This is a genomic window from Helicovermis profundi (genome assembly GCF_033097505.1).
Lineage (GTDB): Bacteria > Bacillota > Clostridia > Peptostreptococcales > Acidaminobacteraceae > Helicovermis > Helicovermis profundi.
Window position 1 is genome coordinate 1,243,924 of record NZ_AP028654.1, and the last position, 24,706, is coordinate 1,268,629.

The window sequence follows — 24,706 nt, forward strand, 5'->3', positions numbered from 1 at the left end:
AATGAGTATTTTGATTATGGCAATTATTGCGTCTACCCTTAGACTTGCAACTCCATTAATTTTTTCAGCTATTGGAGGAGTTTTTTCTGAGCGAGCTGGAGTTGTAAATATAGCACTTGAAGGTATTATGATTATGGGGGCATTTTTCTCCATTTTATCGATGCACTTCTTTAATAGTCCGTGGCTTGCAGTTTTAGTTGCAATCCTTGCTGGAATTATTACTTCGCTTTTACTTGGAGTACTTGCAATTCATTTAAGAGCAAATCAGGTAGTAGCTGGTGTGGCAATTAACCTTCTCGCTGCAAGTTTAACGTCGTATTTACTAGTTATGGTATGGAAAAGGTCTGGTCAAACAGATTCTGTTGCTAGTAATTTAACAGTAAACCCATTTCCGGTACTAGCTAAAATTCCAGTTATTGGAGTTTTATTTGATGGACTTACGCCATTTGTATACCTCGCTTTAATTACAGTAGCGATTGCATACTATGTTATATTTAAAACACCCTTTGGTCTTAGATTAAGATCAGTAGGTGAGCATCCAGCAGCAGCTGATACTTTAGGTATAAATGTTTACAAAACTAGATATATTGCTGTAATGATTTCAGGAGCATTAGCAGGACTTTCTGGTGCGGCTTTATCACTTGGAACTGTAAATTTATTTAGAAATGGAATGACTTCTGGTAAAGGTTTCATTGCGCTTGCTGCAATGATATTTGGTAAATGGCATCCAGTTGGAGCACTACTTGCATGTTTATTCTTTGGATTAGCTGAAGCGGTTCAGATTCAAGCAGCGTCACTCGGTTTAAGCTGGATACCATCAGAGTTTTTACAAATGTTACCTTATATAGCAACTATCCTAGCACTTGCAGGAGTTGTTGGTAAATCAGTAGCACCTGCTGCAGATGGTGAACCATATGAAAAAGGACATAGATAGTATGTTATTTAGCTAGTTTTGTCTATTAGAAAAAACTATAAATTAAATTAAAAACTATAGAAATCTTTTAAGATTTTTATAGTTTTTTTTATGTTTTGCTAGATTATTTTTAACTATGTATTATAATATAGTAGGAACACGGTGTTAGATTATTTAAAACAATTGGTTAGAACGATTAAAAAATTAAACGTGTGTTTTTATCCGATGCCTTAGAGTTCTAATATCCCCACTTCTTAAAAAAGTGGAGGATAAAGAACTCTAAAAAGGCCCTGGATTATGTTTTCTAAGATTCAGTGGGAGTAAAAACTCCCTCTGAATCCAAGAAATTCATTTATGAAAGGAGAGCAAATGATAGTATCAGTAATAGGTTTGAATCATGAAACAGCAAATTTAGAAATAAGAGAAAAATTAGCATTTAATGAATCAAAAAAAATTGAAGTTATAACTGATATACTTGACATGGGTATTAAAGAAGTAGTTATTTTATCTACGTGTTCAAGAACAGAATTATATTTTGTAACGAAATCAAGCAATTTAGAATTACATACTAATAAGATTGTTGATTATTTAAATAAAAAACATAGTATCATAAATTTAAAAAAATTTCTTTATATATTAAGTGGACATTATTGCAATATACATCTATTTAAAGTCACATCAGGCTTAAACTCAATCGTAATAGGTGAGGATCAAATTTTAGGTCAAGTTAAAGACGCTCATGATTTTTCAATGGAGCTTGGTGGAAGCAAGAAAATTCTTAACAAATTTTTTAGGGATGCTGTTACATGTTCAAAGTTCATTAAAAACGAATTTAAAATTTCTGAAATACCATTATCTTTGAGTTATATAGGAATAAAGTTTATTAAGGAAAAAATAAATAATTTTAAGGAAAAAAAAGCTATGATAATTGGATATGGTAACATGGGTGAACTTGCTCTAGAATACCTTATTGAATATGGTGTTAAAGATATTGTTGTTGTAGGAAGAGATGTTTCTAAATTTGATAATTTATTTAATAAATATAATAACGCTGTTAATATAGAATTAGTTGATTTTAATGATAGATATAGTAAAATTCCAGAAATAGATATTATTATTTCTTCTACTACAGCATCTCATACGGTTCTAAATAAAAAAGATTTTGACCTTATAAAATCGATTAATAATGAACTTTATATTTTAGATCTAGCAATGCCACGAGATGTCGATATAAATATTCAAAAACTTGAAAATATTCATGTATATTTCCTTGATGATTTAAAAGACTACTCTGATAAAAACAGTAAAAAACGAGAAAAATTAGCTGGAGATGCTTATAAAATCATAGAAGAAAGAGTTGAAATGTTTGAAAATTGGATTGAATTTTCAAATGTTGATAAATTTATTTCAGATATTAATAAATTGTCAGATGAAATAGAAAAGGATACTTTTGACTATCTTGAAAGTAAACTAACTTTATCTCATAAAGAAAATAAAATACTAAATAAAATGTTACACTCTGCGCTTAAAAGAGTAATTAGAAAGCCAATTTTAAAACTTAAAAATATAGAAAATACTGAAAAAAGAGAGAATTATCTTGAAATGCTTGATGATGTATTTGATTTTAATGAGGAAAAATAAATGCTTCCAATTATGATAAACACTAAAAATAAATACGCTCTTATTATAGGAGCTGGAAATGTTGCATATAGGAAGATATGCAAAGTTCTTGATCATAATATGAAAGTAATAGTAATCGCGCCATCTGTTTGTAAGAAGATTGAAGAACTGTTAGTAAAATATAGTGATGCTATTAAGATATATCATGAAAACTATACAAAAGATTTTATAGTAAAGATGGAAAAGGAGTTTGAATTTTTTAATGATATATCATTTGTTATAGCGGCAACAAATAACGAGTGTGTTAATTCCAAGATTGTTTATGATTTTAAAAAATATAAGATTTTAACATCATCAATTACTGAAGCTAAAGAAATTGATTTTAAGTTTGTTGGAGAAATTAGTAGGGGCGATTTAACTATTACAGTTTCAACTAATGGTAAATTTCCAGGTTTGACTAAAAAAATTAGAAAAGAAATTGAAACAGATTTTCCAAAGGAGTATTCAGAGTATTTAAACTATCTTTCAAAAGAAAGATATAAAATAATAAATAGAGAAAACGATGAAGATATAAAGAAAAAACGAATTGAGGAGTTACTAAAAATTTCATATGAAAAATATATTTTGTTAACTCAGGAGGGTAATAAATGAAATTAGTAGTAGGGACTCGAGGAAGTAATCTAGCTTTAACGCAAACGAAGCAGATTGTAAATGAACTTGAAAAAAAAGGTCACACGGTTGAAATTAAAATCATTAAAACTAAAGGTGATAAAATACTTGATAAGTCGCTTGATAAAATAGGTGATAAAGGACTATTCGTTAAGGAATTAGAATCTGAATTATTAGAAGGAAAAATTGATTTTGCGGTTCATAGTTTTAAAGATATGCCAACAGAAATGGAAGAAGATTTATTTATTGTGCCTATACCAAAACGAGAAGAAAGAAAAGACGTATTAGTCCTTAACCCAAAATATAGTTCGCTAAGTGAACTACCGAAGGGATCGATTATCGGAACAGGGTCAACAAGAAGAATTATTCAATTAAAGTCAATTAGGGATGATTTAAATTTCTTTCCTGTTAGAGGAAATATAGAAACTCGAATTAAAAAAATTGAATCTGAAAACTTTGGGGGTATTGTCCTAGCTTACGCTGCGCTTAAAAGACTTAATTTAACTAATAAAATTTCTTATATATTTTCAGAAGAGGAAATTTTACCAGCGCCTGCTCAGGGAGCCTTAGCTATCCAAGTAAGAAAAAGCAATAAAGGTTTAATTAGAGTGTTTAACGAAATTTCCGATGAAGATGATGATATAGAAGTAAAATGTGAAAGAGAATTTATGAGACTAATGGATGGAGGATGTCATTCGCCAATTGGAGCATCAGCAAAAACTAATGAAGAAGAAATCGAATTAACGGGGATCTTTGGCAGTGAAAATTTATTAAAAGTTGTAAGAAAAGCGCAAAAAGGAAAAAAACAAAATTATAAAAATATAGCATTAATTCTTTCTAAAAAAATTAAGGAGGAGTTAAATAATGAAAAATAAAGTATATTTAGTTGGGGCTGGTCCTGGGGATATCAATTTAATTACTGTAAAGGGGAAAAAGCTTATTGAAAAAGCTGACGTCCTTATATATGATAGGTTAGCAAATAAGAAATTTTTGCAATACAAAAAAGATGACTGTGAACTTTATTACGTAGGAAAAGCAAGCTCAAATCATACACTGACGCAAGATGAAATTAATAAACTTATAGTCAATAAAGCTAAAGAAAATCTGTTAGTTGTAAGGTTAAAAGGCGGAGATCCATATGTTTTTGGAAGAGGAGCAGAGGAAGGTGAATTTTTACTTAAAAATGATCTTGACTTTGAAGTTGTTCCTGGTATAACTTCTGCAATAGGTGGACTTGCTTATGCGGGAATTCCAATTACACACCGTGATTTTGCATCATCTTTTCACGTTTTTACAGGCCACTTTAAAAGTGATGATAGAGACCATAACTGGGATGCTATTGCCTTGTTAAAAGGAACTTTAGTTTTTTTAATGGGACTAAGTAATGTGAAAAATATATGCTCTAATTTAGAAAGTTATGGTAAATCAAAAGAAACGCCTGTTGCGATTATTAGTAATGCGACTAGAACTAACCAAGAGATTATAAGAGGTACAATTGAAAATATTAGTGAAGTTTTAGCTAAATCTTCCATTGTAAGTCCTGCGCTTTTAGTTGTTGGCGATGTAGTTAATTTATCTAAAATATTAAGCTCTCCCCTTGATGGTAAGTTAAGAGGAAAAAAAATAATTGTAACAAGAAGCCGAAAACAGAGTAGTTCATTAACTTCTTCCCTTGAATCATTTGGAGCTAATGTCATTGAAATGCCAGCAATTAAAATAAAAAAAATACTTAAAGAAAATGAATTTAAAATTCATATAAATGAATTAAGTAAAATTACTCATATAATTTTTACTAGTGTTAATGGAGTAGAAATATATTTTGAAGAACTATTAAAAAATAACTATGATGCAAGAAAATTAGCAGGAATTAAAATCGTTGCTATTGGGTCATCAACTAGGAATAAACTTAAGCAATATGGAATTATTGCTGATATTATGCCAAAGAAATTTGTTGCAGAAGAAGTATTTAAATCTATTAAAGGAACAATAGATTCATCGAGTTATGTAGTTTTGCCAAGAGCTAAGGGGTCAAGAAAATATTTATTAGATGAAATTTCTAGCATTTGTAAGACTAAAGAGATACTTCTTTATGAATCTATAAAAGATGAAGAATTAATTAAAACAGATATTTCAGAAGTTGAAAATACCGATTATATTACTTTTACAAGTTCTTCAACGGTTAAAAATTTTATTGAATCTTTTGATACAAAGTCAGTTGATCTAATTAACACTAAGAAAATAATTTCCATTGGTCCAATAACATCTGCAACTTTAAAAGAGTATGGAGTTAACAATGTTATTGAAGCAGATGAATACACAATTGATGGAATTATAGATGTGTTATTAAAAGATAATGAGGTGAAAAATGTTTAATAGAACTAGAAGACTTAGAACAAACAAAGTGCTTAGAGATATGGTAAGAGAAAACAAATTATCAACGGAAAATTTTATTTACCCTTTATTTTTTGTTGAAGGTAATAATATAAAAGAAGAAATATCTACAATGCCAGGAGTTTTTCATTTTTCAGTGGATATGATAAAAGAAGAACTTAATGAACTAATATCACTTGGAATTAAGAAGGTTCTTGTATTTGGAGTTCCAAATCATAAAGATAGTATTGGATCAGAAAGTTTTAATGATGAAGGAATTGTTCAAATGGCTGTGAAAGAGATAAAAAAGCACTCTCCTGATATGTTTGTAATTACTGATGTTTGTATGTGTCAGTATACTGATCATGGACACTGTGGCATATTAAGTGATATTGGAGTGGTAAAGAATGATATTACTTTAGATTACTTAAGTAAAATTGCTCTTTCTCATGCACTTTCTGGTGCTGATATGGTTGCACCTTCAGATATGATGGATGGAAGGGTATCTGCAATAAGACAAACATTAGATAATAATGGATTTAAATATGTGTCAATTATGGCTTACTCTGCAAAATACGCTTCAAATTTTTATGGACCCTTTAGAGAAGCAGCACACTCAGCTCCATCTTTTGGTGATAGAAAAACATATCAAATGGATTTTTCTAATTCAGATGAAGCTTTAATTGAAATAGAATCGGATATTGAAGAAGGTGCTGATATTATAATGGTCAAACCCGCTCTATCTTATTTAGATATTATTAGAAGGGCTAAAGATAATTTTAATATTCCAATTGCAGCTTACAATGTAAGTGGTGAATATTCAATGATTAAAAATGCTATTAGCCAAGGACTAGTAAGTGATGATATTATTTATGAAATAGTGTTATCTATTAAAAGAGCAGGTGCGGGTATAATAATAACTTATTTTGCTAAAGAATTGGCAAAAAAAATTAATAATGAAAATTTATAATAAAGGTGAGATTAGATGAATAATTCAAATTCGATTTTTAATAGAGCAAAAAAAGTAATTCCAGGCGGTGTTAATAGTCCTGTTAGGGCGTTTGGAGCAGTAGGAATTGATCCTATTTTTGTTAAAAGTGCATTAGGTTCTAAGATTTATGATGTTGATGGAAATGAGTATATTGACTATATATGTTCATGGGGACCACTTATTTTTGGTCATTCAAAAAAAGAATTTATAAGTGGTGTAGAAGAAATCATGATGAGAGGTACCAGCTATGGACTTCCTACTGAAATAGAAGTAAGTATGGCGGAATTGATAGTTGATGCTTATCCGTCAATAGATATGGTTAGAATGGTTAGTTCTGGTACAGAGGCTACCATGAGTGCAATTAGATTAGCTAGAGGATATACAAAAAAAAATAAAATAATTAAATTTGAAGGATGTTATCATGGTCATTCTGATTCTTTATTAGTTAAATCTGGTTCAGGAACCTTAACGTATTTTGAACCAACAAGTTTAGGAGTTCCCAGTAAAGTAGTAGAGGACACACTTGTAGCAAAATATAACGATATTGAGTCTGTTAAAAAATTAATTGAAATGTATGGAGACGATATTGCAACTGTCATAGTAGAACCTGTTGCAGGAAACATGGGCGTTGTTGCACCGGATATTAAGTTTATGAAAGAACTTAGAAGAATAACGGAAGATAATAATATACTTCTAATTTTTGATGAAGTAATTACAGGCTTTAGAGTTTCATATGGCGGAGCGCAAGAAGTACTAGGTATTAAGCCAGATATTACATGCCTTGGGAAAATCATTGGTGGTGGACTTCCGGTTGGTGCATATGGCGGGCGAAAAGAAATAATGGAGTTAGTTTCACCTCTTGGAGGGGTTTATCAGGCGGGAACACTTTCTGGTAATCCACTTGCTATGCATATGGGTTATAAAACTTTAAAGGCTTTAAAAAATGATAAGAGCCTTTATACAAAAATTGAAAATCTTGCTATTTACTTTGAAAATGAGTTAAATAGAATAATACAGGATCTTAAAGCGCCGTTAACTGTAACTAGGTTTAAAGGTATGTTATGTATTTTCTTTATTGATAATGAAATAAAATCGTATGACGATGTTAAAGGATCAGACTTAAAATCGTATGCCGAATTTTTTAGAAAGATGTTAAAAGAAGGTGTGATTTTACCACCTGCTCAATTTGAAGGATTGTTTTTATCGGATGCTCATACAAAAGAAGATGTTGAAACAACAATTGTAAAAATGGAAAAGGTACTGAGAAAAATGTACTAGAAATTAACTTTCTAAGCTTTAGATAAATGAATTTCTTGGATTCAGAGGGAGTTTTTACTCCCACTGAATCTTAGAAAACATAATCCAGGGCTTTTTTAGAGTTCTAATACCCCCACTTTTTTAAGAAGGGGGGGTATTAGAACTCTAAGGCATCGGATAAATTAAATATTTAAAGCTTAGAAAATATATAATATATAAATTAATGCTTTTTAAGAAGCACACCTACAGCTATAATGTTTTTACTAAATAAAGATTTTTCTAATTTGAAATTTAATAAAGGCGTAGATATTTTTGTGTTTTTTGAAATATATATATCTATATCGTCTATTTTAAAAACATTATAAAGGTCTATATTTGAGGGCTTATTTAAATCAATTTCTGAAATTTCAAAAGTTTCACAACAACCACCTCCACTTATTCGAACGGTTAAAGTAAGTTCGGTTCTATTTTTTTTTCTCATAAAATCAATAACATCTTTTTCAAGGTTAATTTTAATATTTTTAGTCATATTTATCTTCTCCTTTAGCATTTGATGAGTCATATAATACACTGATAGTAGGAAATAACACAGTGAATGTGATTGTAAATAAATAATAATAATTAAATTTAATTATTATTTGCTAATTAAAATTGTCTATGTGAAATTTTATAATTTATATTCTTATTTTTATTTAACTTATGAATTAATACCATACATATCGAATATAGAAAAATACCAGTAAAAATGGCAAGCAAATCTGAATTAGTATTAGATAGGCTAATCGGTAGAAAAATTTTAATTGAAATTATACCAAGTACAATAAGGAATAAAGGTAATATATAAAAAACAGCTGCAATTTTTAGCACTTTATTAGAATTTAACTCGATATTTACAATTTCACCATTTTTAGCGTTTATATCATTGTTTACAGATATTAAATAACTCATATCACATGTAGATCCACATTTTTCACAAGACTTCCCGCAAGCTGAATTTCTAATTACTTTAACAATAACATTGTCATTATTTGATGAAATAACTCTACCAAATGTTTTCATAATTAACACCTCCTACAATAAGATAAAGCAATATTTATGCCAAAGTTAGAATTAAAATAATGGTATAATGGAAAAAAAGATAAGAAGGTGATTTTTTGAATTATAAGAATAAAAATTTAATAAGCTTGCTTTTTATGATAATAGTTATAACTTTTCTTCATTATTTTACATCGTTTAATCATTGGGAAATTCATGAAATTTATAGAAGACTATACTATATTCCTATTATTTTTGCAGCATTTAAATTTAGATTGAGGGGTGGATTAGTAACATCAATTTTTATAGTTCTTATTTACACACCACATGTTGTTTTAAACATAAATAATACAGATGTTAATTTTTTGAATCAAATTCTTGAAATGTTTTTATTTGTATTTATTGGTGTTATTACAGGGTACCTTGCAGAAAAATTGGATATAAAAAATCAGCTCTTATTGTCACAGTTAGAAAAAATATCGCAAATTGAAATGTTAAATGAAAACATTTTGAATAGTATGAGCAGTGTACTTATTGCCTTGGATTTAAATAAAAAAGTAAAGATCACAAATAAAGCATTTAGTAATAAATTTAATAAATCTAAAATTAAAATTCCAAATTTTTTCGAAAAAGATTTGGAATTTTCGAGCATGGAAATCGATGCAGATAAAGTAATAAATGGTGAAGAAATAATTGTAAAAGGCATTTTGAATATTGATGGAGAAAATAAAAAAGAAGTTTTTAAATATACAATGTATCCTTTAGTAAATTATCTAAATAAAACTGAAGGTATAGTAATTATTTTAGAAAATGTAACAGAAATTTTAGAGCTTGAAAAGGAAATTGAAAACTCCTCTCGTCTTACATCGATAGGGTTAATAGCATCAAGTATTGCACATGAAATAAGAAATCCGCTTGGCATAATTCAAACTATAGTTCAAACTATTAAATACAATAGTATTAGTGAGAAGAAAAAGGATGAGGGATTGGATATCATTATTGAAGAAATTACTAGAGCAAATAAATTTGTAAATGAATTGTTGGACTTTTCAAAAGCAAAAAAGGAAATTATTTTTAGATCTGATTTGTCTAAATTAATTGATAATGTAGTAACTACATTAAATGTTTATGAAAAAAAATGTAATATTAAATTTAAAGTTAAAATAGTTGATGAACTAATCTGCGCTATACAAGTAGATAAAATTAAGCAAGTATTTTTAAATATATTACTTAATGCAATAAACTCGATGGATAAGGGTGGGGTAATTATAATTAAAGGTTATAAAAAAGATAGTAATGCAGTTATAGAGTTTGTTGATGAGGGAAAGGGAATATCGAAGAAAAATATAAATGAGATATTTGATCCTTTCTTCACATCTGGAAAAGTTGGAACTGGTTTAGGATTAGCAATATCAAAAAAAATAATTTTAGAACATAATGGACTAATAGAAGTGGAAAGTGAAGTTGATAAAGGGAGTAATTTTAAAGTAGTCTTACCACTTGGTTGATATAAATGTATAGGATACAAATAGGAGAGTATATGAAAACTAAATTATTGGTTGTAGATGATGAAAAAAACATGATTTGGGCATTAAATAATGCACTATCATCAAAAAAATACTGTGTAGTTAATGCAATGAACGGAGTTGAAGCGATTAAAAGTTTTAAAAATGAAAATCCAAGTTTGGTTTTATTAGATATAAAGTTACCAGATATTGATGGAATTGAAGTTTTAAAAGAACTTAAAAAAATAGACTCCAATATACCAATTATTATGATGACAGCACATGGTACAATTCAAACTGCAATAACTGCTATGAAAATTGGTGCTACGGATTATTTGTCTAAACCTTTTGATTTAGAAGAATTAAAAATAATTATTGAGAAGGCACTAGATATAGGAGAAATGAAAAAACAAATATATTTTCTTAAAAATGAGCTCAAAAAAACTTCAAATATCGCAATAATTGGAAAAGAAAAAAAATTCATTGAAGTAATAGATATGGCTAAAAATGTAGCAAGTAGCGATGCGACAGTGTTAATTTCTGGAGAAAGTGGAACAGGAAAAGAAGTGGTCGCAGATTATATTCATAATTTAAGTGAAAGAAATGAGCGTCCATTAATAAAAGTAAATTGTGCCTCACTATCAGATAGTCTTTTAGAGAGTGAACTCTTTGGTCATGAAAAAGGAGCTTTTACCGGTGCTTTTGAAAAAAAACTTGGTAGATTTGAAAGAGCAGATGGTGGAAGTATTTTCTTAGATGAGATAGGTGAAATTTCACAAAACGTCCAAGTAAAACTATTAAGAATAATTCAGCAAAAAGAATTTGAAAGGGTCGGTGGAATAGAATCTCTTAAGCTTGATGTTAGAATTATTGCTGCAACGAATAGAGATTTAAAAAAGCTTGTTGAAGAAGGTAAATTTAGAGAAGATTTATTTTATAGATTAAATGTTATTCCGATTCATATGCCTCCTCTTAGAGAAAGAAAAAATGATATTCCACTTTTAATAGAATATTTTTTAAAGAAATACTCTGTTAAAATGCATAAAGAAAATATAAAATTTTCAAAAGAGTCAATAGAATTGATGAAAAATTATAGATGGAGAGGTAATATACGAGAACTAGAAAATATAATAGAAAGAATGGTTATACTTTCAAAAGAAAACATTATAAAAAGTGAATCTTTACCTATTGAAATCTTTGCAAAAGAAAGTATTAAATCTAATTATAAGTTGCCAGAAAAAGGAATAAAACTTGATGAATTAGAAAAGGAATTTATTTTACAAGCTTTAAAAAAAGTTAACAATAATCAAACAAATGCTGCAAAATTACTTGGAATAACAAGACATACTTTATTATATAGAATGGGAAAATATAAACTTAAAAAATGATTTATAAAATTATAATATATATATTTAAATATTAAAAAAGTATAATAAATAATGAATTTATATTAATTGGAGGGAATATGAGTATATACTATAAAATAAGTGAAATGATTAAAGAAAATAAAAAATTTGCAGTAGCTACAATTATTGAGTCGAAGGGTTCAACTCCTGCTCATGCTGGCAAAATGATTATTAATAGTGATGGAAGTATAATTGGTACTATTGGAGGAGGCTTAGCAGAAAAATATGTTATTAATGAATCTATTTCTGCAATTAAAGAAGATTCATCTAAAATTGTAGAATACACATTAAATAATGCTAAAGAAGGCGGGCTTGATATGCTTTGTGGTGGAGATTTAAAAGTATTTATTGAAGTTAATAATATAAGACCAACTTTAGTGTTAATAGGCGGTGGACATGTAAATTATGCTATCTCGAAATTAGTTGATTTTTTAAAGTTTGATTTAATTGTTGTGGAGGATAGAAAAGAATTTTGTAATAAAGAAAGGTATCCTTTTGCGAAAAAATTGTATAATGACTTTGATATGGAGAAATCTTTAAAAAATTTAGTAACTGATAGTAATACATATATTGTTATTGCAACAAGAGATGGAGATGAAATGGCTCTTCGCGAGATTATTGAAAAGGAAAGCGCGTATATTGGAGTTATTGGAAGTAAAAGAAAAGTAAAAGTAGTTTTGAATAATATTGCAAAGGACGGTGTAAAAAAAGAACTTATCGATAAAGTATGTGCACCAATTGGTTTAGATATTGGTTCAAATTCTCCTGAGGAAATTGCAATAAGTATTATCTCTGAAATACTTATGATTAAAAATGGTGGAAGTGCAAGGCAAATGAAGGAGGTTAAAAAGTGAAAAATTATGTTGTTGTTAGAGGTGCAGGCGATCTTGCTAGTGGTGTTATATATAGACTTTCAAATTCAGGATTTAATGTAGTATCACTTGAGACAAAAAAACCATCTGTTATAAGAAGAACGGTGTCTTTTGCACAGGCTGTGTATGATGATGAATATAAGGTTGAAGATAAATTAGCAGTTAAACTTGACTTAGATGATGTGGATTTTGAAAAAAAAATTAATAAACTTCTCGACGAAAAAAAAATACCTCTTGTAGTTGACCCTCAAGGTAAAACTATAGAAATATTAAAACCTAAAGTAGTAATTGATGCTATATTGGCTAAAAAAAACTTAGGTACAAATATTGATATGGCTGATATTGTTATAGGTCTTGGACCAGGATTCACGGCTGGAGAAGATGTTAATGCAGTTATTGAAACAATGAGAGGACATAATGTCGGAAGAGTAATATATAGCGGATCAGCTTTAAAGGATACTGGTATACCAGGAGTGATTGGAGGAGTCGCTAAAGAGAGAGTGATTAAATCTCCTTGTGCTGGAGAGATTGAACATATTGTTAAAATATCTGACCTTGTAAAAAAAGGCGATCCGATTTTGAAAGTTTCAGGTGAAATTGTATATGCTAGTATTTCTGGTGTGGTTAGAGGTCTTATTAATGAAGGCTATCTTGTTACAAAGGGTTTTAAAATTGCAGATATAGATCCAAGAGATGTTAAAGATAATTGTTTTACAATTTCAGATAAAGCAAGATCAATTGGAGGAGCAGTTTTAGAAGCAATATTAAATCTTAGTAATTTTAATTTTTAGAAATGATTGTTAGTATAAATAGCTTTTGATTAATGCTAAATACTGATATAATGGATATGTACTTAAATTATGTTCAAAATATCAAGGAAATGGTGTTATTATGAAAATGAATTTTAGCTTAAATTTAGTTCAAACTCAAAAGCTCGTTATGACTCCTGAATTAAGACAGTCAATTGAAATGTTGCAATATAGTTCTTTGGAGCTTAATGAATATATAAAAGAAGAACTGTTAAATAATCCAATATTGTCAAAAGATGAAGTTTTAAAAGTTGATAGTGAAAAAAATGAGATAAGTGAAGAAAAAAAAATAAATGATAAAGAAAATGATAATCAAGATAATGAAAGCAAAGAAGAATATAGTGTTGAAAATGAAATTGATTGGAAATCATTAGCAAATGATTTCTCTTCTGATAGATTTAAAAAAGTTAATTATGAAGTAAAAGATGAAGTTTCTTATGATAATTTTATTGCAAGTGAAGAAACTTTGAATGAGCATTTGCTTTTTCAGCTTCAATTGACTGTTCTTTCTAATAGATATAAAGAAGTTGCGAAGTATATTATAGAAAATATTGATACAAATGGATATTTAGATATTTCAAGTGACGAGGTAAAAGAAATATATGGGGTTAGCGATGATGAAATTGAAGAAATAATAAATACTATTCAAACATTTGAACCACTTGGAGTTGCTTCAAGAACGCTTGAAGAATGTTTATTAATTCAATCTCGGGTGAAGTATGAAGATGATTTAATTATTAAAGCCATTATAAAAAATCATTTAGAAAACTTGGGGTGCAATAGAATTTCTATTATTGCTAAAGCTTTAGGTGAACCTATTACTTGCGTTCAAGATGCATGTGATAAGATAAAAAAATTAGAACCTAAACCTGGAAGAAGCTATTCTTCTCTAAAAGATGTTAAGTATGTTACACCAGACGTTATTATTAACAAGGTTGATAATGAATATGTAATTGTGGTTAGTGATACGAGTGCGCCTAAACTATATATAAATAAATTTTATAGTTCTTTGTTAAATCAAAATCTCAATGACAGTACTACGGCTTATATTAAAGAAAAATTAAATGCAGCGCTGAAAATAATTAAAAATATTGAACAAAGAAGAAATACTATTTATAGAGTAGTTAAGTCGATTTTAGATTATCAATTAGATTTTTTTGAAAAAGGGCCAATGTATTTAAGAACACTTACTTTGAAGGATATAGCAGATGAAATTGAAGTTCATGAATCTACGGTTAGTAGAGCTATTAGTGGAAAATACATGCAATGTCCTAATGGACTATTTGAAATTAAATATTTTTTTCAAAGTGGTGTTTCAAGTTCATTTGGAGAAGGGGTATCGTCTGAGAGTATAAAGATGATTATTAAAGAGATGATTAATAAAGAAAATTCAAACAAACCTATTAGTGACCAGTTTATTTCTAATGAGCTAAATGAATTAGGTATTAAAGTTTCTAGAAGGACAATTGCAAAATATAGAGATGAACTTGGAATATTGTCATCCTCGAAGCGAAAAAGATATTAAATAAAAAAATTAACAAATAAAAAAAACTAATTGAGTATTCCATTTAAGATGTAATTATGGTATTATTAATCTAGTGATTGGTTTTTTTTTATACTTGATGGGACAAAATGTGACGTACGGACTTCAAATGTCCCGTGTGGAGGAATATATGCGAGAATTAAAAGAATGTAAAAATTGCATAAAGGTTGATGAAATCACATCGGTATTTAAAACGATTGCTCCTGAAATGGTGAAAGTTTTAGAAGACAGGTATAATATGCTTCGTATTATTAGTTATTTAGAACCTATTGGGAGAAGAAGTTTATCAAATAAACTTGATATTACTGAGAGAATTATTAGAAAAGAAGCAAACGTATTAAAAGAAAATAATTTAGTTGAATTTTCTCTTGAAGGGATGTCTTTAACTCTTACCGGTGAAAATACTCTTAGAATGCTAAATATATTTTTTAAAGATTTAAAAGGCATCAAGTCTCTTGAAGAAAAAGTGGCTGAAAAACTTAATATAAAAAAAGTTATAATAGCAGCATCGTCAGATGATGATAAATTACTTACTCTTAAAGAACTTGGAAAAGTTGGATCTGATTATTTAAATCAAATTTTATTAAAAGAAAGTGTTATTGGTGTAACGGGTGGTTCTTCTGTCGCAAGTGTAATTGATGTATTTAAAAAAGATAAGCTAGATTTTTCAAAATGCATAGTAATACCTGCTAGGGGTGGACTTGGTAATAAAGCTGAATTTCAAGCTAATACATTAGCAGAAAAATTGGCAAACAAGCTAGGTTCAAGTTATAAAACATTGTATACTCCTGACGTCTTATCTAAAAGCACTATTGATTTGCTTATGAGTGAACCCGAGATTAAAGAAACTATAGATACACTTGAAAAAATTGATTTATTAATTTTTGGAATTGGGAATGCTGAAACAATGTCAAAAAGAAGAAGTTTGAACAGTGAAAAAATTGGTATCATACTAAATAAGGGTGCGGTTTCAGAAGCATTTGGTTATTATTTTGATAAAAATGGAGAAATTGTACATGAAATGAGTACGATAGGTATTAAATTAAGTACTTTTAAAAAATTGGGTAATTTAATTGCTGTAGCTGGTGGTGAAGAAAAAGTTGCATCAATTATTTCAATATGTAAGCTTAATTCTAATCTAGTGTTAATCACAGATGAGAATGTTGCAAGGAAAATTATTAACGACAACTAAGGAGGAAGTAAAAATGAAGACAAAAGTAGCAATTAATGGATTTGGTAGAATTGGTAGAAATGCATTTAAGGTGGCAATGGCAAACAAAAATTTGAATTTTGATATTGTAGCAATTAATGATTTAACTGATGCTAAAACATTAGCTCATTTATTAAAATATGATAGTTTATTTGGTCAATTTGAAGGTACTGTTGAAGCTAAAGAGAGTTCTCTTGTTGTTAACGGTAAAGAAATTAAGATTTTTGCCGAAAGAGATCCTGAAAATTTACCTTGGGGTGAACTTGGAATAGACATAGTAATTGAATCAACTGGTTTCTTTAGAAAAAGAGAAGGAGCTGAAAAACATATTAAAGCAGGAGCTAAAAAAGTTGTTATTTCTGCACCAGCATCTGGAGAAGACAAAACAATTGTTATGGGTGTAAACGACAATGAATATGATCCTAAGAATCATAATATTGTTTCAAATGCATCATGTACAACAAACTGTTTAGCACCATTTTCAAAAGTTATTGATGAAAATTTTGGTATTGTATCTGGTCTTATGACTACAATTCATTCTTATACAAACGATCAAAAAATTCTTGATGCTCCACACTCTGATTTAAGAAGAGCAAGAGCAGCAGCTGAGTCTATTATACCAACTACTACTGGTGCTGCAAAAGCAGTTGCTTTAGTACTTCCTCAATTGAAAGGTAAAGTTAATGGTATGGCAATGAGAGTTCCAACTCCAGATGTTTCAATAGTTGATATTGTATTTGAGGTAGAAAAAACTGCTAGTGCGGAAGAAGTAAATGCAGCTCTTAAAGTAGCAGCTATGGAAGGATCTTTAAAAGGTATTTTAGGCTATTCTGATGAGCCTTTAGTTTCAAAAGATTATTTAAAAGATCCAAGATCTTCAATAGTTGATGGTTTATCAACTATGGCTATAGGTGATAGATTAATAAAAGTTGTTTCATGGTATGATAATGAATGGGGATATTCAAACCGTGTAATCGATTTAGTTTCATTTATGATTGAAAAAGGATTATAAAAAAACAGCCCTGAAATTTCAGGGCTTTTTACCTTGTTAAAAATCTTTATTGGAGGGACAAATGCTTAATAAAAAAACACTTGAAGACATCGTAGTAGAAGGAAAAAAAGTTTTGGTAAGATGTGATTTTAATGTGCCGATTGAAGATGGTAAAATTACAGATGAAAATAGAATATTAGGAGCACTTCCTACTATTAAATATCTATTAGAAAATAATGCTAAAATTATTCTTTGTTCACATATGGGAAAACCAAAAGGTGAGTATAAAAAAGAACTTAGTCTTGAGCCAGTTGCAAAGAGACTAGGTGAATTTCTAAATCAAAATATTATTTTCAACTCAGAAGCAGAAGTAGTTGGAAAATCAACTTTAGACGCGGTTAAAAAATTAAATAATGGTGATATACTTCTTTTAGAAAATACTAGATTTAGAAAAGAAGAAACAAAAAATGGTGAAGAGTTTTCTAAAGAGTTAGCGTCACTTGCAGATGTTTTTGTTAACGACGCATTTGGAACTGCACATAGAGCTCATTCATCAACTGTAGGAGTTACAAAGTATATTAAGACTTCAGTTTGTGGGTATTTAATACAAAAAGAACTAGATTTTCTTGGCAGTGCTATTGAAAGTCCTAAAAGACCATTTGTAGCTATTCTAGGAGGAGCAAAAGTTTCAGATAAAATAAAAGTAATTGATAATTTGCTTGAAAAAGTTGATACTCTTATTATTGGTGGAGGCATGGCATATACATTCCTTAAAGCTATGAACTATAAAATTGGAAATTCACTTGTAGAGGAAGAAAAGTTAGAGTATTCTTTTTTAATGCTTGAAAAAGCAAAAGCAAAAGGTATCAATTTACTTCTACCTATTGATAATGTTATAGCTGACAAATTTGATAGAAATGCAACTCCTATTGTAACAGAAAATGAGAATATTAAAGATGGATATATGGGACTTGATATAGGACCTAAAACATCAAAATTATTTGCTGACGCTGTAAAAAATGCTAAAACTGTTATTTGGAATGGACCAATGGGAGTGTTTGAGTTTGAGAATTTTTCAAAAGGAACAGTAGAAGTTGCTAAAGCATTAGCTGAATCTGATGCTACAACAATAATTGGTGGTGGAGATAGCGCAGCAGCTGTTAATATTCTGGGATTTGGAGATAAAATGACACATATTTCAACTGGTGGAGGAGCTTCTTTAGAATTTTTAGAAGGGAAAAAACTACCAGGTATTGAAGCTTTGAGTGATAAAAATTAGTAAATTAGAAATGGATTGTTATAAAAATTATATAAGTAAATTACTTTATTATTTTAAAGAGGTGAAATAATGAGAATACCAATTATTGCTGGAAACTGGAAGATGAATATGACAATAAAAGAAGGAATCGAATTTATTGGAAAAATCAAACCTTCTGTAAAGGGAACTGATGTTGAAGTACTAATTTGTGCACCTTATGTTATGTTAAAAGATTTAGTTGAAGCAGCAAAAGGATCAAACGTTAAAATTGGTGCAGAAAATATGCATTATGAAGAAAAAGGTGCTTTTACTGGTGAGATATCTCCACTGATGTTAAAAGAAATTGACGTGGATTATGTTATTCTTGGACATTCTGAGAGAAGACAGTATTATAATGAGACAGATGAAACTGTAAATAAGAAATTAGTTAAAGCATTAGAATTTAAAATTTCTCCTATTGTTTGTGTTGGTGAAACTCTTGATCAAAGAGAAGGAGATTTAACTAAAGACGTTTGTAAAGTTCAAATTGAGGGAGCATTTAATAATATTAATCAAGATGATGTTGAAAAAATTGTTATTGCATACGAACCTATTTGGGCTATAGGAACAGGAAAAACTGCTACAAGTGAAGAAGCAAATGAAGTAATAATGTATATCAGAAATGTAATAAAAGGTTTGTATGATGAAGAAACTTCTGAAAAAGTAAGAATTCAATACGGTGGAAGCGTAAAACCTAGCAATGTTGAAGAAATTATGAATGAATCAGATATAGATGGTGCTTTAGTTGGTGGTGCAAGCCTTAAAGCAGATAGTTTTGTTGAATTAGTGAATTTTTAAGGAGATAAAATATGGTTAAACCAGTAGCGTTAATAATTTTAGATGGTTGGGGAAAAAGCAATATGAATAATGGTAATGCAATATTTAATGCAAATACTCCCAATTATGATGGCTACATGAAAAAATTTCCAAATACTCTCTTGGGAGCAAGTGGATTAGATGTTGGATTACCTGATGGACAAATGGGAAATTCAGAAGTAGGACATTTAAATATTGGTTCAGGAAGAGTAATTTATCAAGCTTTAACAAGAGTTACAAAGTCCATTAAAGATGGAGATTTTTTTGAAAATGAAGTGTTACTTAAGGCTGTAAATAACGCTAAAATCAATAACTCTTCACTTCATTTAATGGGACTTCTCTCTGACGGTGGTGTTCACAGTCATATAAAACATTTATTTGCATTTTTAGATTTAGCAAAAAGAAATGGTGTAGATAAAGTTTATCTTCATGCTTTTTTAGATGGTAGAGATACTCCACCTCAAAGTGGAATTAATTATTTGGCTGAGGTCGAAAATTATATGAAGAAAAACGAAATTGGTAAAATTGCAACTATTTCGGGTAGATATTATGCAATGGATAGAGATCAAAGATGGGAAAGAGTTGAAATAGCATATAAAGCTCTTGTAAATGGAGAGGGTAATAAATCAACTTCCGTTAAAGATGCTATTGAAAAATCATATGCTGAAGGATTAACAGATGAATTTGTGCTACCAACAGTTATCTTAGAAAATAATAAGCCTACTGCAACAATTTCAGAAAATGATTCTATCATATTTTTTAATTTTAGACCTGATAGAGCAAGAGAAATTACAAGATCGATTGTTGATATAGATTTTAATGGTTTTAAGAGAAATTATTTTAAAACAGATTTTGCTTGCTTAACTGAGTATGATGTTACAATTAAAAATGTAGATGTTGCATATAAACCAAATAAAATTACAAATACTTTAGGTGAATATATTAGTAAACTAGGAAAGAAACAACTAAGAATTGCTGAAACAGAAAAGTATGCACATGTAACCTTCTTTTTTAATGGTGGTGTTGAAGAAGCTAATCCTAATGAAGATAGAGTTTTAATTCCATCTCCTAAAGTGGCTACTTATGATTTAATGCCTGAGATGAGCGCATATTTAGTAACAGAAGAGTTGCTTAAGAGAATCGATGAAGACAAATATGATTTAATTATATTAAATTTTGCAAATCCTGATATGGTAGGACATACAGGCGTTATGAGTGCAGCTGTTAAGGCTGTCGAAGTTGTCGACGAATGCTTAGGAAGAATAATTAATAAATTAGAATCAAAAAATGGTAAAATGATTATCACAGCAGACCATGGAAATGCAGAAAAAATGATTGATTTTGAAACAAATTCTCCTATGACTGCTCATACTACGAATCATGTTCCTTGTATATTACTTGGGGAAGGAAACGTAGAGTTAAGAAAAGATGGTAAATTGTGTGACCTTGCACCAACTTTGCTTGAATTAATGCAAATTGAAAAACCATCAGAGATGACTGGTGAAAGTATTATAGTTAAGACTACTATATAAATAATAGTCATATATAAATTAATATGGAGGTATGAAAATGTCTACAATTATTGGTGTTTATGGAAGAGAAATTTTAGATTCAAGAGGTAATCCTACTGTAGAAGTTGAAGTTTACTTAGAAGATGGTACTGTTGCAAGAGCAGGAATTCCTTCTGGTGCATCTACTGGAGCGTTTGAAGCTGTTGAACTTCGTGATGGTGACAAAGGAAGATATCTTGGAAAAGGTGTTGAAACTGCAGTTAATAATGTAAATGAAATTATTGCACCAGAATTAGTTGGAATGAGTTGTTTTGATCAAGTAGAAATCGATCAAATGATGATTGATTTAGATGGCACTCCAAACAAAGCAAAATTAGGAGCAAATGCGATCTTAGGTGTTTCTATTGCGGTAGCAAAAGCGGCAGCTGAAACTCTTGGATTACCACTTTATAATTATATTGGTGGAGTAAATGCAAAAACTTTACCAGTACCAATGATGAATATATTAAATGGTGGATCACATGCTGATAATAACGTCGACATACAAGAATTTATGGTAATGCCTGTTGGAGCTCCTACATTCAAAGAAGCTTTAAGAATGGGTGCTGAAGTTTATCATAGTCTTAAAGCTGTTTTAAAAGCAAAAGGATTAAGTACAAGTGTTGGTGATGAGGGTGGATTTGCTCCAGACTTAAAGTCAAATGAAGATGCCTTTAAATTTATTGTTGAAGCAATTGAAAAAGCAGGTTATAAACCAGGCGAAGAGGTAATGATTGCAATTGATACAGCAGCGACTGAAATTTATGATACTGAAACTAAATTATATAACTTAGAAGCGGAGGGAATCAAAAAAACTGCTGAAGAAATGGTAGATTATTATGAGATGTTAATAGGAAAATATCCAATTATCTCAATTGAAGATGGTCATTCAGAAGAAGATTGGGATGGATGGAAAATTATGACTGAGAGATTAGGATCTAAGATTCAAATCGTTGGTGATGACCTTTATGTTACAAATGTAGAAAGACTTGCAAAAGGAATTAAGAATAATTCTTCTAATTCTATTTTAATTAAACTTAACCAAATCGGAAGTGTTACTGAAACTTTAAACACTATTCAAATGGCAAATAGAGCTGGTTATACTACTGTTGTTTCTCATAGATCTGGTGAAACTACAGATTCTACAATTGCTGATTTCGCAGTAGCTGTAAACGCTGGTCAAATAAAAACAGGAGCTCCAGCAAGAATTGAAAGAGTTGAAAAATACAATCAATTATTAAGAATTGAAGATATGCTTGGTACAAGTTCAATTTATCCAGGTATTGATACATTCTTTAACTTAAAATAGTAAAAATCAATTTAATAATAAGAAGTTACATATAATTTATTGATTATATGTAGCTTCTTTTTTACTTAATTTTGTTGCTTTATAAGTATTGATATGTTAAAATAACAATGTTGAAGAAGTATAAGGGAGGGGATTTTATGTCAGCCGTAATAACAGCTGTTTTTGTAATAGCCTGTTTAGTATTAATCGTTAGTATATTAATGCATTCAGGTAGAAGTGCAGGACTTTCTGGTGCAATTGGCGGAGGTGCTGAGCAACTTTTTGGAAAGCAAAAAGGAAGACAATATGATACTTTGTTTGATAGAGTAACTAAAATTGGAGCTGTACTATTTATTGTTTTAGCTATTGCTTTAACTGCTTTACAGAGATAATTTTTATATACATCTATCAAAATAATAAATTGCTTAAAAGTTGATGCTGTAATCATGAATTTGGTTACAGTATTAAATTGTTTATAGCAATTTTTTGTTAGTATTTTATTATTATTATTGAACTTATTTTATTTATTAGAGGAGGACAAAAGATGCAAACGGTTATAATGACGGCAATTGCTTCAGGAGTAATTGCACTATTTTTTGCTTTCTTTCTAACGTCTAGCAAAATTAACAATATGTCAGCGGGCAATGAAAGAATGCGTGAAATATCAGGGTACATTCATGAAGGGGCAATGGCTTTTCTAAAAAGAGAGTATAAAGCATTAGTTATTTTTGCATTAGTGTTATTTGCTGTAATCGCGGTAGGTATTAATATTAAAACTGCAATTTCATTTATTATTGGTGCATTCTTTTCTGCATTAGCTGGATACATTGGTATGTCAGTTGCTACAAAAGCAAATGTAAGAACTGCAAATGCTGCCAAAGAAAATGGAATGAACAAAGCGTTATCAGTTGCATTTAGTGGTGGAGCTGTAATGGGAATGACAGTTGTAGGCCTTGGACTTATAGGAATAAGTGTTTTATTCTACATATTTAAAGATCCACAAATTATAACTGGTTTTGGACTTGGAGCATCATCTATTGCTCTATTCGGCCGTGTTGGTGGTGGAATTTATACTAAAGCTGCAGATGTTGGTGCAGATTTAGTTGGTAAAGTAGAAGCAGGAATTCCAGAAGATGATCCAAGGAATCCAGCAGTTATCGCAGATAATGTTGGTGATAATGTTGGTGACGTTGCGGGAATGGGAGCAGATTTATTTGAGTCTTACGTTGGATCAATTATTGCGTCTATTACTCTTGGAGTAGCAAGTAAGTACGGACCAGCAGGTGCAACTTTTCCTTTAGCACTAGCTGCAGTAGGTGTTTTAGCTTCTGTTATTAGTACTTTTTTTGTTAGAGGAAACGAATCAGCAGATCCTCATAAATCATTAAAACTTGCGACTTATGTAAGTGGTGGTATTGTGTTAATTTCATCATATATTTTAAGTGCTAAAATGTTAGGAACAACTGCTCCGGCTTCTGCTATCACAGCAGGTCTAATTGCAGGATCACTTATAGGATTTGTTACAGAAGTATATACTTCTGGTGATTATAAATTTGTAAAGAGAATCGCTAAACAAGCTGAAACAGGTGAAGCAACAACAATTATCTCTGGAATAGCAGTTGGCTTTTATTCAACAGCCTTTCCAATACTATTTATTGCAGCAGCAACTTTAATAGCTTTTAAATTTGCTGGTCTTTATGGTATTGCGCTTGCAGCAGTTGGAATGCTTTCAACAGCTGGTATAACAGTTGCAGTTGACGCATATGGACCGATTGCAGATAATGCTGGTGGTATTGCAGAAATGTGTGAATTACCAAAAGAAGTAAGAAATATTACAGATAAACTTGATGCAGTAGGTAATACAACTGCTGCAATCGGTAAAGGATTTGCAATTGGTTCTGCAGCACTTACAGCTCTTGGACTTTTCGCAGCTTATTCTCAAGCAGTTGGACTTAAAACTATTGATATTTTAAACCCATATGTTGTTGTTGGTTTATTCATTGGGGGTATGCTACCATTCTTATTCTCAGCTATGACTATGGAATCAGTTGGTAAAGCCGCTTTTGAAATGATTGAAGAGGTAAGGAGACAGTTTAAAGAAATTCCAGGAATTATGGAAGGAACCGGAAAACCTGAATATGCAAAATGTGTTGATATTTCAACATCAGCAGCATTAAAAGAAATGGTTATGCCAGGTGTTATGGCAGTTGGTTCTCCGCTTGTAGTTGGTCTTTTACTAGGAACTCAAGCACTTGGTGGAATGCTTGCTGGTGCGCTTGTTACAGGAGTACTACTTGCAATATTCATGTCTAACGCAGGTGGAGCTTGGGATAATGCAAAGAAGTATGTAGAAGAAGGTAATCACGGTGGAAAAGGAAGCGATGCTCATAAAGCTTCTGTAGTTGGAGATACTGTAGGTGATCCGTTCAAAGATACTTCTGGACCTTCAATTAATATTCTTATCAAATTAATGACTATTGTATCATTGGTATTTGCACCAATATTTTTACACTTTGGGTCTTTAATATAAATAAATAAGAAATAATACAATATATAATAGGATT

The 24,706-nt window shown here is 29.9% G+C and carries 22 protein-coding genes; 20 read left to right on the forward strand and 2 right to left on the reverse strand.

What is annotated here, in order from left to right; genetic code table 11:
• Nucleotide 1: 1 nt before the first annotated feature.
• The 7 genes from AACH12_RS05385 to hemL all read left to right on the forward strand — a co-directional run bounded on the left by AACH12_RS05385 (nt 2) and on the right by hemL (nt 7,841).
• The gene (locus AACH12_RS05385) at nt 2-934 is read left to right on the forward strand and encodes an ABC transporter permease (protein WP_338537037.1); all 933 of its coding nucleotides are present in this window, start codon (nt 2-4) and stop codon (nt 932-934) included.
• A gap of 333 nt (nt 935-1,267) precedes the next feature.
• Nucleotides 1,268-2,554: a glutamyl-tRNA reductase gene (gene hemA, locus AACH12_RS05390; RefSeq protein ID WP_338537038.1), complete on the forward strand. Its 1,287-nt coding sequence runs from the start codon at nt 1,268-1,270 to the stop codon at nt 2,552-2,554.
• Entirely contained in the window at nt 2,555-3,184 is a 630-nt protein-coding gene (locus AACH12_RS05395) for a precorrin-2 dehydrogenase/sirohydrochlorin ferrochelatase family protein (RefSeq protein WP_338537039.1), read from the forward strand.
• The gene (hemC, locus tag AACH12_RS05400) at nt 3,181-4,077 is read left to right on the forward strand and encodes a hydroxymethylbilane synthase (protein ID WP_338537040.1); all 897 of its coding nucleotides are present in this window, start codon (nt 3,181-3,183) and stop codon (nt 4,075-4,077) included. Before AACH12_RS05395 ends, hemC begins: the two co-directional genes overlap by 4 nt.
• A complete protein-coding gene (gene cobA / locus AACH12_RS05405; protein WP_338537041.1) occupies nt 4,067-5,575 on the forward strand; it encodes a uroporphyrinogen-III C-methyltransferase in 1,509 nt (502 codons plus the stop codon). The genes hemC and cobA overlap by 11 nt, the downstream gene beginning before the upstream one ends.
• Entirely contained in the window at nt 5,568-6,542 is a 975-nt protein-coding gene (gene hemB, locus AACH12_RS05410; RefSeq protein ID WP_338537042.1) for a porphobilinogen synthase, read from the forward strand. The genes cobA and hemB overlap by 8 nt, the downstream gene beginning before the upstream one ends.
• A 15-nt stretch (nt 6,543-6,557) precedes the next feature.
• Nucleotides 6,558-7,841, forward strand: coding sequence for a glutamate-1-semialdehyde 2,1-aminomutase (gene hemL / locus AACH12_RS05415; protein ID WP_338537043.1), 1,284 nt, complete (start codon nt 6,558-6,560; stop codon nt 7,839-7,841).
• 199 nt (nt 7,842-8,040) lie between these two features.
• On the opposite strand, the gene AACH12_RS05420 is transcribed toward hemL, so the two are convergent.
• Nucleotides 8,041-8,349, reverse strand: coding sequence for a CC/Se motif family (seleno)protein (locus AACH12_RS05420; protein ID WP_338537044.1), 309 nt, complete (start codon nt 8,347-8,349; stop codon nt 8,041-8,043).
• 116 nt (nt 8,350-8,465) lie between these two features.
• A complete protein-coding gene (locus tag AACH12_RS05425; protein ID WP_338537045.1) occupies nt 8,466-8,879 on the reverse strand; it encodes a SoxR reducing system RseC family protein in 414 nt (137 codons plus the stop codon).
• 95 nt (nt 8,880-8,974) lie between these two features.
• Here AACH12_RS05425 and AACH12_RS05430 point away from each other — a divergent pair, with 95 nt between their 5' ends.
• The 13 genes from AACH12_RS05430 to AACH12_RS05490 all read left to right on the forward strand — a co-directional run bounded on the left by AACH12_RS05430 (nt 8,975) and on the right by AACH12_RS05490 (nt 24,672).
• Nucleotides 8,975-10,363, forward strand: a complete 1,389-nt coding sequence (locus tag AACH12_RS05430; RefSeq protein WP_338537046.1) for a sensor histidine kinase — start codon at nt 8,975-8,977, stop codon at nt 10,361-10,363.
• 32 nt (nt 10,364-10,395) lie between these two features.
• On the forward strand, nt 10,396-11,748 hold the full coding sequence (locus tag AACH12_RS05435) for a sigma-54-dependent transcriptional regulator (protein ID WP_338537047.1): 1,353 nt from the start codon (nt 10,396-10,398) through the stop codon (nt 11,746-11,748).
• A 77-nt stretch (nt 11,749-11,825) separates the two neighbouring features.
• Complete coding sequence (locus tag AACH12_RS05440; protein WP_338537048.1) at nt 11,826-12,620, forward strand: XdhC family protein; 795 nt, start codon at nt 11,826-11,828, stop codon at nt 12,618-12,620.
• The gene (gene yqeB / locus AACH12_RS05445) at nt 12,617-13,429 is read left to right on the forward strand and encodes a selenium-dependent molybdenum cofactor biosynthesis protein YqeB (protein WP_338537049.1); all 813 of its coding nucleotides are present in this window, start codon (nt 12,617-12,619) and stop codon (nt 13,427-13,429) included. The genes AACH12_RS05440 and yqeB overlap by 4 nt, the downstream gene beginning before the upstream one ends.
• Nucleotides 13,430-13,529: 100 nt before the next feature.
• Nucleotides 13,530-14,972 carry an RNA polymerase factor sigma-54 gene (rpoN, locus tag AACH12_RS05450; protein ID WP_338537050.1) on the forward strand — a complete coding sequence of 481 codons (1,443 nt, stop codon included), beginning with the start codon at nt 13,530-13,532 and terminating at the stop codon, nt 14,970-14,972.
• 148 nt (nt 14,973-15,120) lie between these two features.
• Entirely contained in the window at nt 15,121-16,182 is a 1,062-nt protein-coding gene (locus tag AACH12_RS05455) for a sugar-binding transcriptional regulator (protein WP_338537051.1), read from the forward strand.
• A gap of 13 nt (nt 16,183-16,195) precedes the next feature.
• Nucleotides 16,196-17,212 (forward strand): type I glyceraldehyde-3-phosphate dehydrogenase, encoded by a 1,017-nt coding sequence (gene gap, locus AACH12_RS05460; RefSeq protein ID WP_338537052.1) that lies wholly within the window; start codon nt 16,196-16,198, stop codon nt 17,210-17,212.
• 61 nt (nt 17,213-17,273) lie between these two features.
• Nucleotides 17,274-18,470: a phosphoglycerate kinase gene (locus tag AACH12_RS05465; RefSeq protein WP_338537053.1), complete on the forward strand. Its 1,197-nt coding sequence runs from the start codon at nt 17,274-17,276 to the stop codon at nt 18,468-18,470.
• A 69-nt stretch (nt 18,471-18,539) separates the two neighbouring features.
• On the forward strand, nt 18,540-19,286 hold the full coding sequence (gene tpiA, locus AACH12_RS05470) for a triose-phosphate isomerase (RefSeq protein ID WP_338537054.1): 747 nt from the start codon (nt 18,540-18,542) through the stop codon (nt 19,284-19,286).
• Nucleotides 19,287-19,297: 11 nt separating this feature from the next.
• Nucleotides 19,298-20,836 (forward strand): 2,3-bisphosphoglycerate-independent phosphoglycerate mutase, encoded by a 1,539-nt coding sequence (gpmI, locus tag AACH12_RS05475; RefSeq protein WP_338537055.1) that lies wholly within the window; start codon nt 19,298-19,300, stop codon nt 20,834-20,836.
• Nucleotides 20,837-20,873: 37 nt separating this feature from the next.
• Entirely contained in the window at nt 20,874-22,163 is a 1,290-nt protein-coding gene (gene eno, locus AACH12_RS05480; protein ID WP_338537056.1) for a phosphopyruvate hydratase, read from the forward strand.
• A gap of 137 nt (nt 22,164-22,300) precedes the next feature.
• Nucleotides 22,301-22,534, forward strand: a complete 234-nt coding sequence (secG, locus tag AACH12_RS05485) for a preprotein translocase subunit SecG (protein WP_338537057.1) — start codon at nt 22,301-22,303, stop codon at nt 22,532-22,534.
• Between the two features lie 152 nt (nt 22,535-22,686).
• The gene (locus tag AACH12_RS05490; protein WP_338537058.1) at nt 22,687-24,672 is read left to right on the forward strand and encodes a sodium-translocating pyrophosphatase; all 1,986 of its coding nucleotides are present in this window, start codon (nt 22,687-22,689) and stop codon (nt 24,670-24,672) included.
• Nucleotides 24,673-24,706 lie beyond the last annotated feature (34 nt).

Coding starts and splice junctions, on each gene's coding strand:
- AACH12_RS05420 (WP_338537044.1), bottom strand. CDS start 8,349: ATGACTAAAAATATTAAAATTAACCTTGAAAAAGATGTTATTGATTTT.
- gap (WP_338537052.1), top strand. CDS start 16,196: ATGAAGACAAAAGTAGCAATTAATGGATTTGGTAGAATTGGTAGAAAT.
- hemC (WP_338537040.1), top strand. CDS start 3,181: ATGAAATTAGTAGTAGGGACTCGAGGAAGTAATCTAGCTTTAACGCAA.
- cobA (WP_338537041.1), top strand. CDS start 4,067: ATGAAAAATAAAGTATATTTAGTTGGGGCTGGTCCTGGGGATATCAAT.
- AACH12_RS05435 (WP_338537047.1), top strand. CDS start 10,396: ATGAAAACTAAATTATTGGTTGTAGATGATGAAAAAAACATGATTTGG.
- hemA (WP_338537038.1), top strand. CDS start 1,268: ATGAAAGGAGAGCAAATGATAGTATCAGTAATAGGTTTGAATCATGAA.
- hemB (WP_338537042.1), top strand. CDS start 5,568: ATGTTTAATAGAACTAGAAGACTTAGAACAAACAAAGTGCTTAGAGAT.
- rpoN (WP_338537050.1), top strand. CDS start 13,530: ATGAAAATGAATTTTAGCTTAAATTTAGTTCAAACTCAAAAGCTCGTT.
- AACH12_RS05440 (WP_338537048.1), top strand. CDS start 11,826: ATGAGTATATACTATAAAATAAGTGAAATGATTAAAGAAAATAAAAAA.
- hemL (WP_338537043.1), top strand. CDS start 6,558: ATGAATAATTCAAATTCGATTTTTAATAGAGCAAAAAAAGTAATTCCA.
- secG (WP_338537057.1), top strand. CDS start 22,301: ATGTCAGCCGTAATAACAGCTGTTTTTGTAATAGCCTGTTTAGTATTA.
- AACH12_RS05425 (WP_338537045.1), bottom strand. CDS start 8,879: ATGAAAACATTTGGTAGAGTTATTTCATCAAATAATGACAATGTTATT.
- AACH12_RS05490 (WP_338537058.1), top strand. CDS start 22,687: ATGCAAACGGTTATAATGACGGCAATTGCTTCAGGAGTAATTGCACTA.
- tpiA (WP_338537054.1), top strand. CDS start 18,540: ATGAGAATACCAATTATTGCTGGAAACTGGAAGATGAATATGACAATA.
- AACH12_RS05465 (WP_338537053.1), top strand. CDS start 17,274: ATGCTTAATAAAAAAACACTTGAAGACATCGTAGTAGAAGGAAAAAAA.
- eno (WP_338537056.1), top strand. CDS start 20,874: ATGTCTACAATTATTGGTGTTTATGGAAGAGAAATTTTAGATTCAAGA.
- AACH12_RS05385 (WP_338537037.1), top strand. CDS start 2: ATGAGTATTTTGATTATGGCAATTATTGCGTCTACCCTTAGACTTGCA.
- AACH12_RS05455 (WP_338537051.1), top strand. CDS start 15,121: ATGCGAGAATTAAAAGAATGTAAAAATTGCATAAAGGTTGATGAAATC.
- gpmI (WP_338537055.1), top strand. CDS start 19,298: ATGGTTAAACCAGTAGCGTTAATAATTTTAGATGGTTGGGGAAAAAGC.
- AACH12_RS05395 (WP_338537039.1), top strand. CDS start 2,555: ATGCTTCCAATTATGATAAACACTAAAAATAAATACGCTCTTATTATA.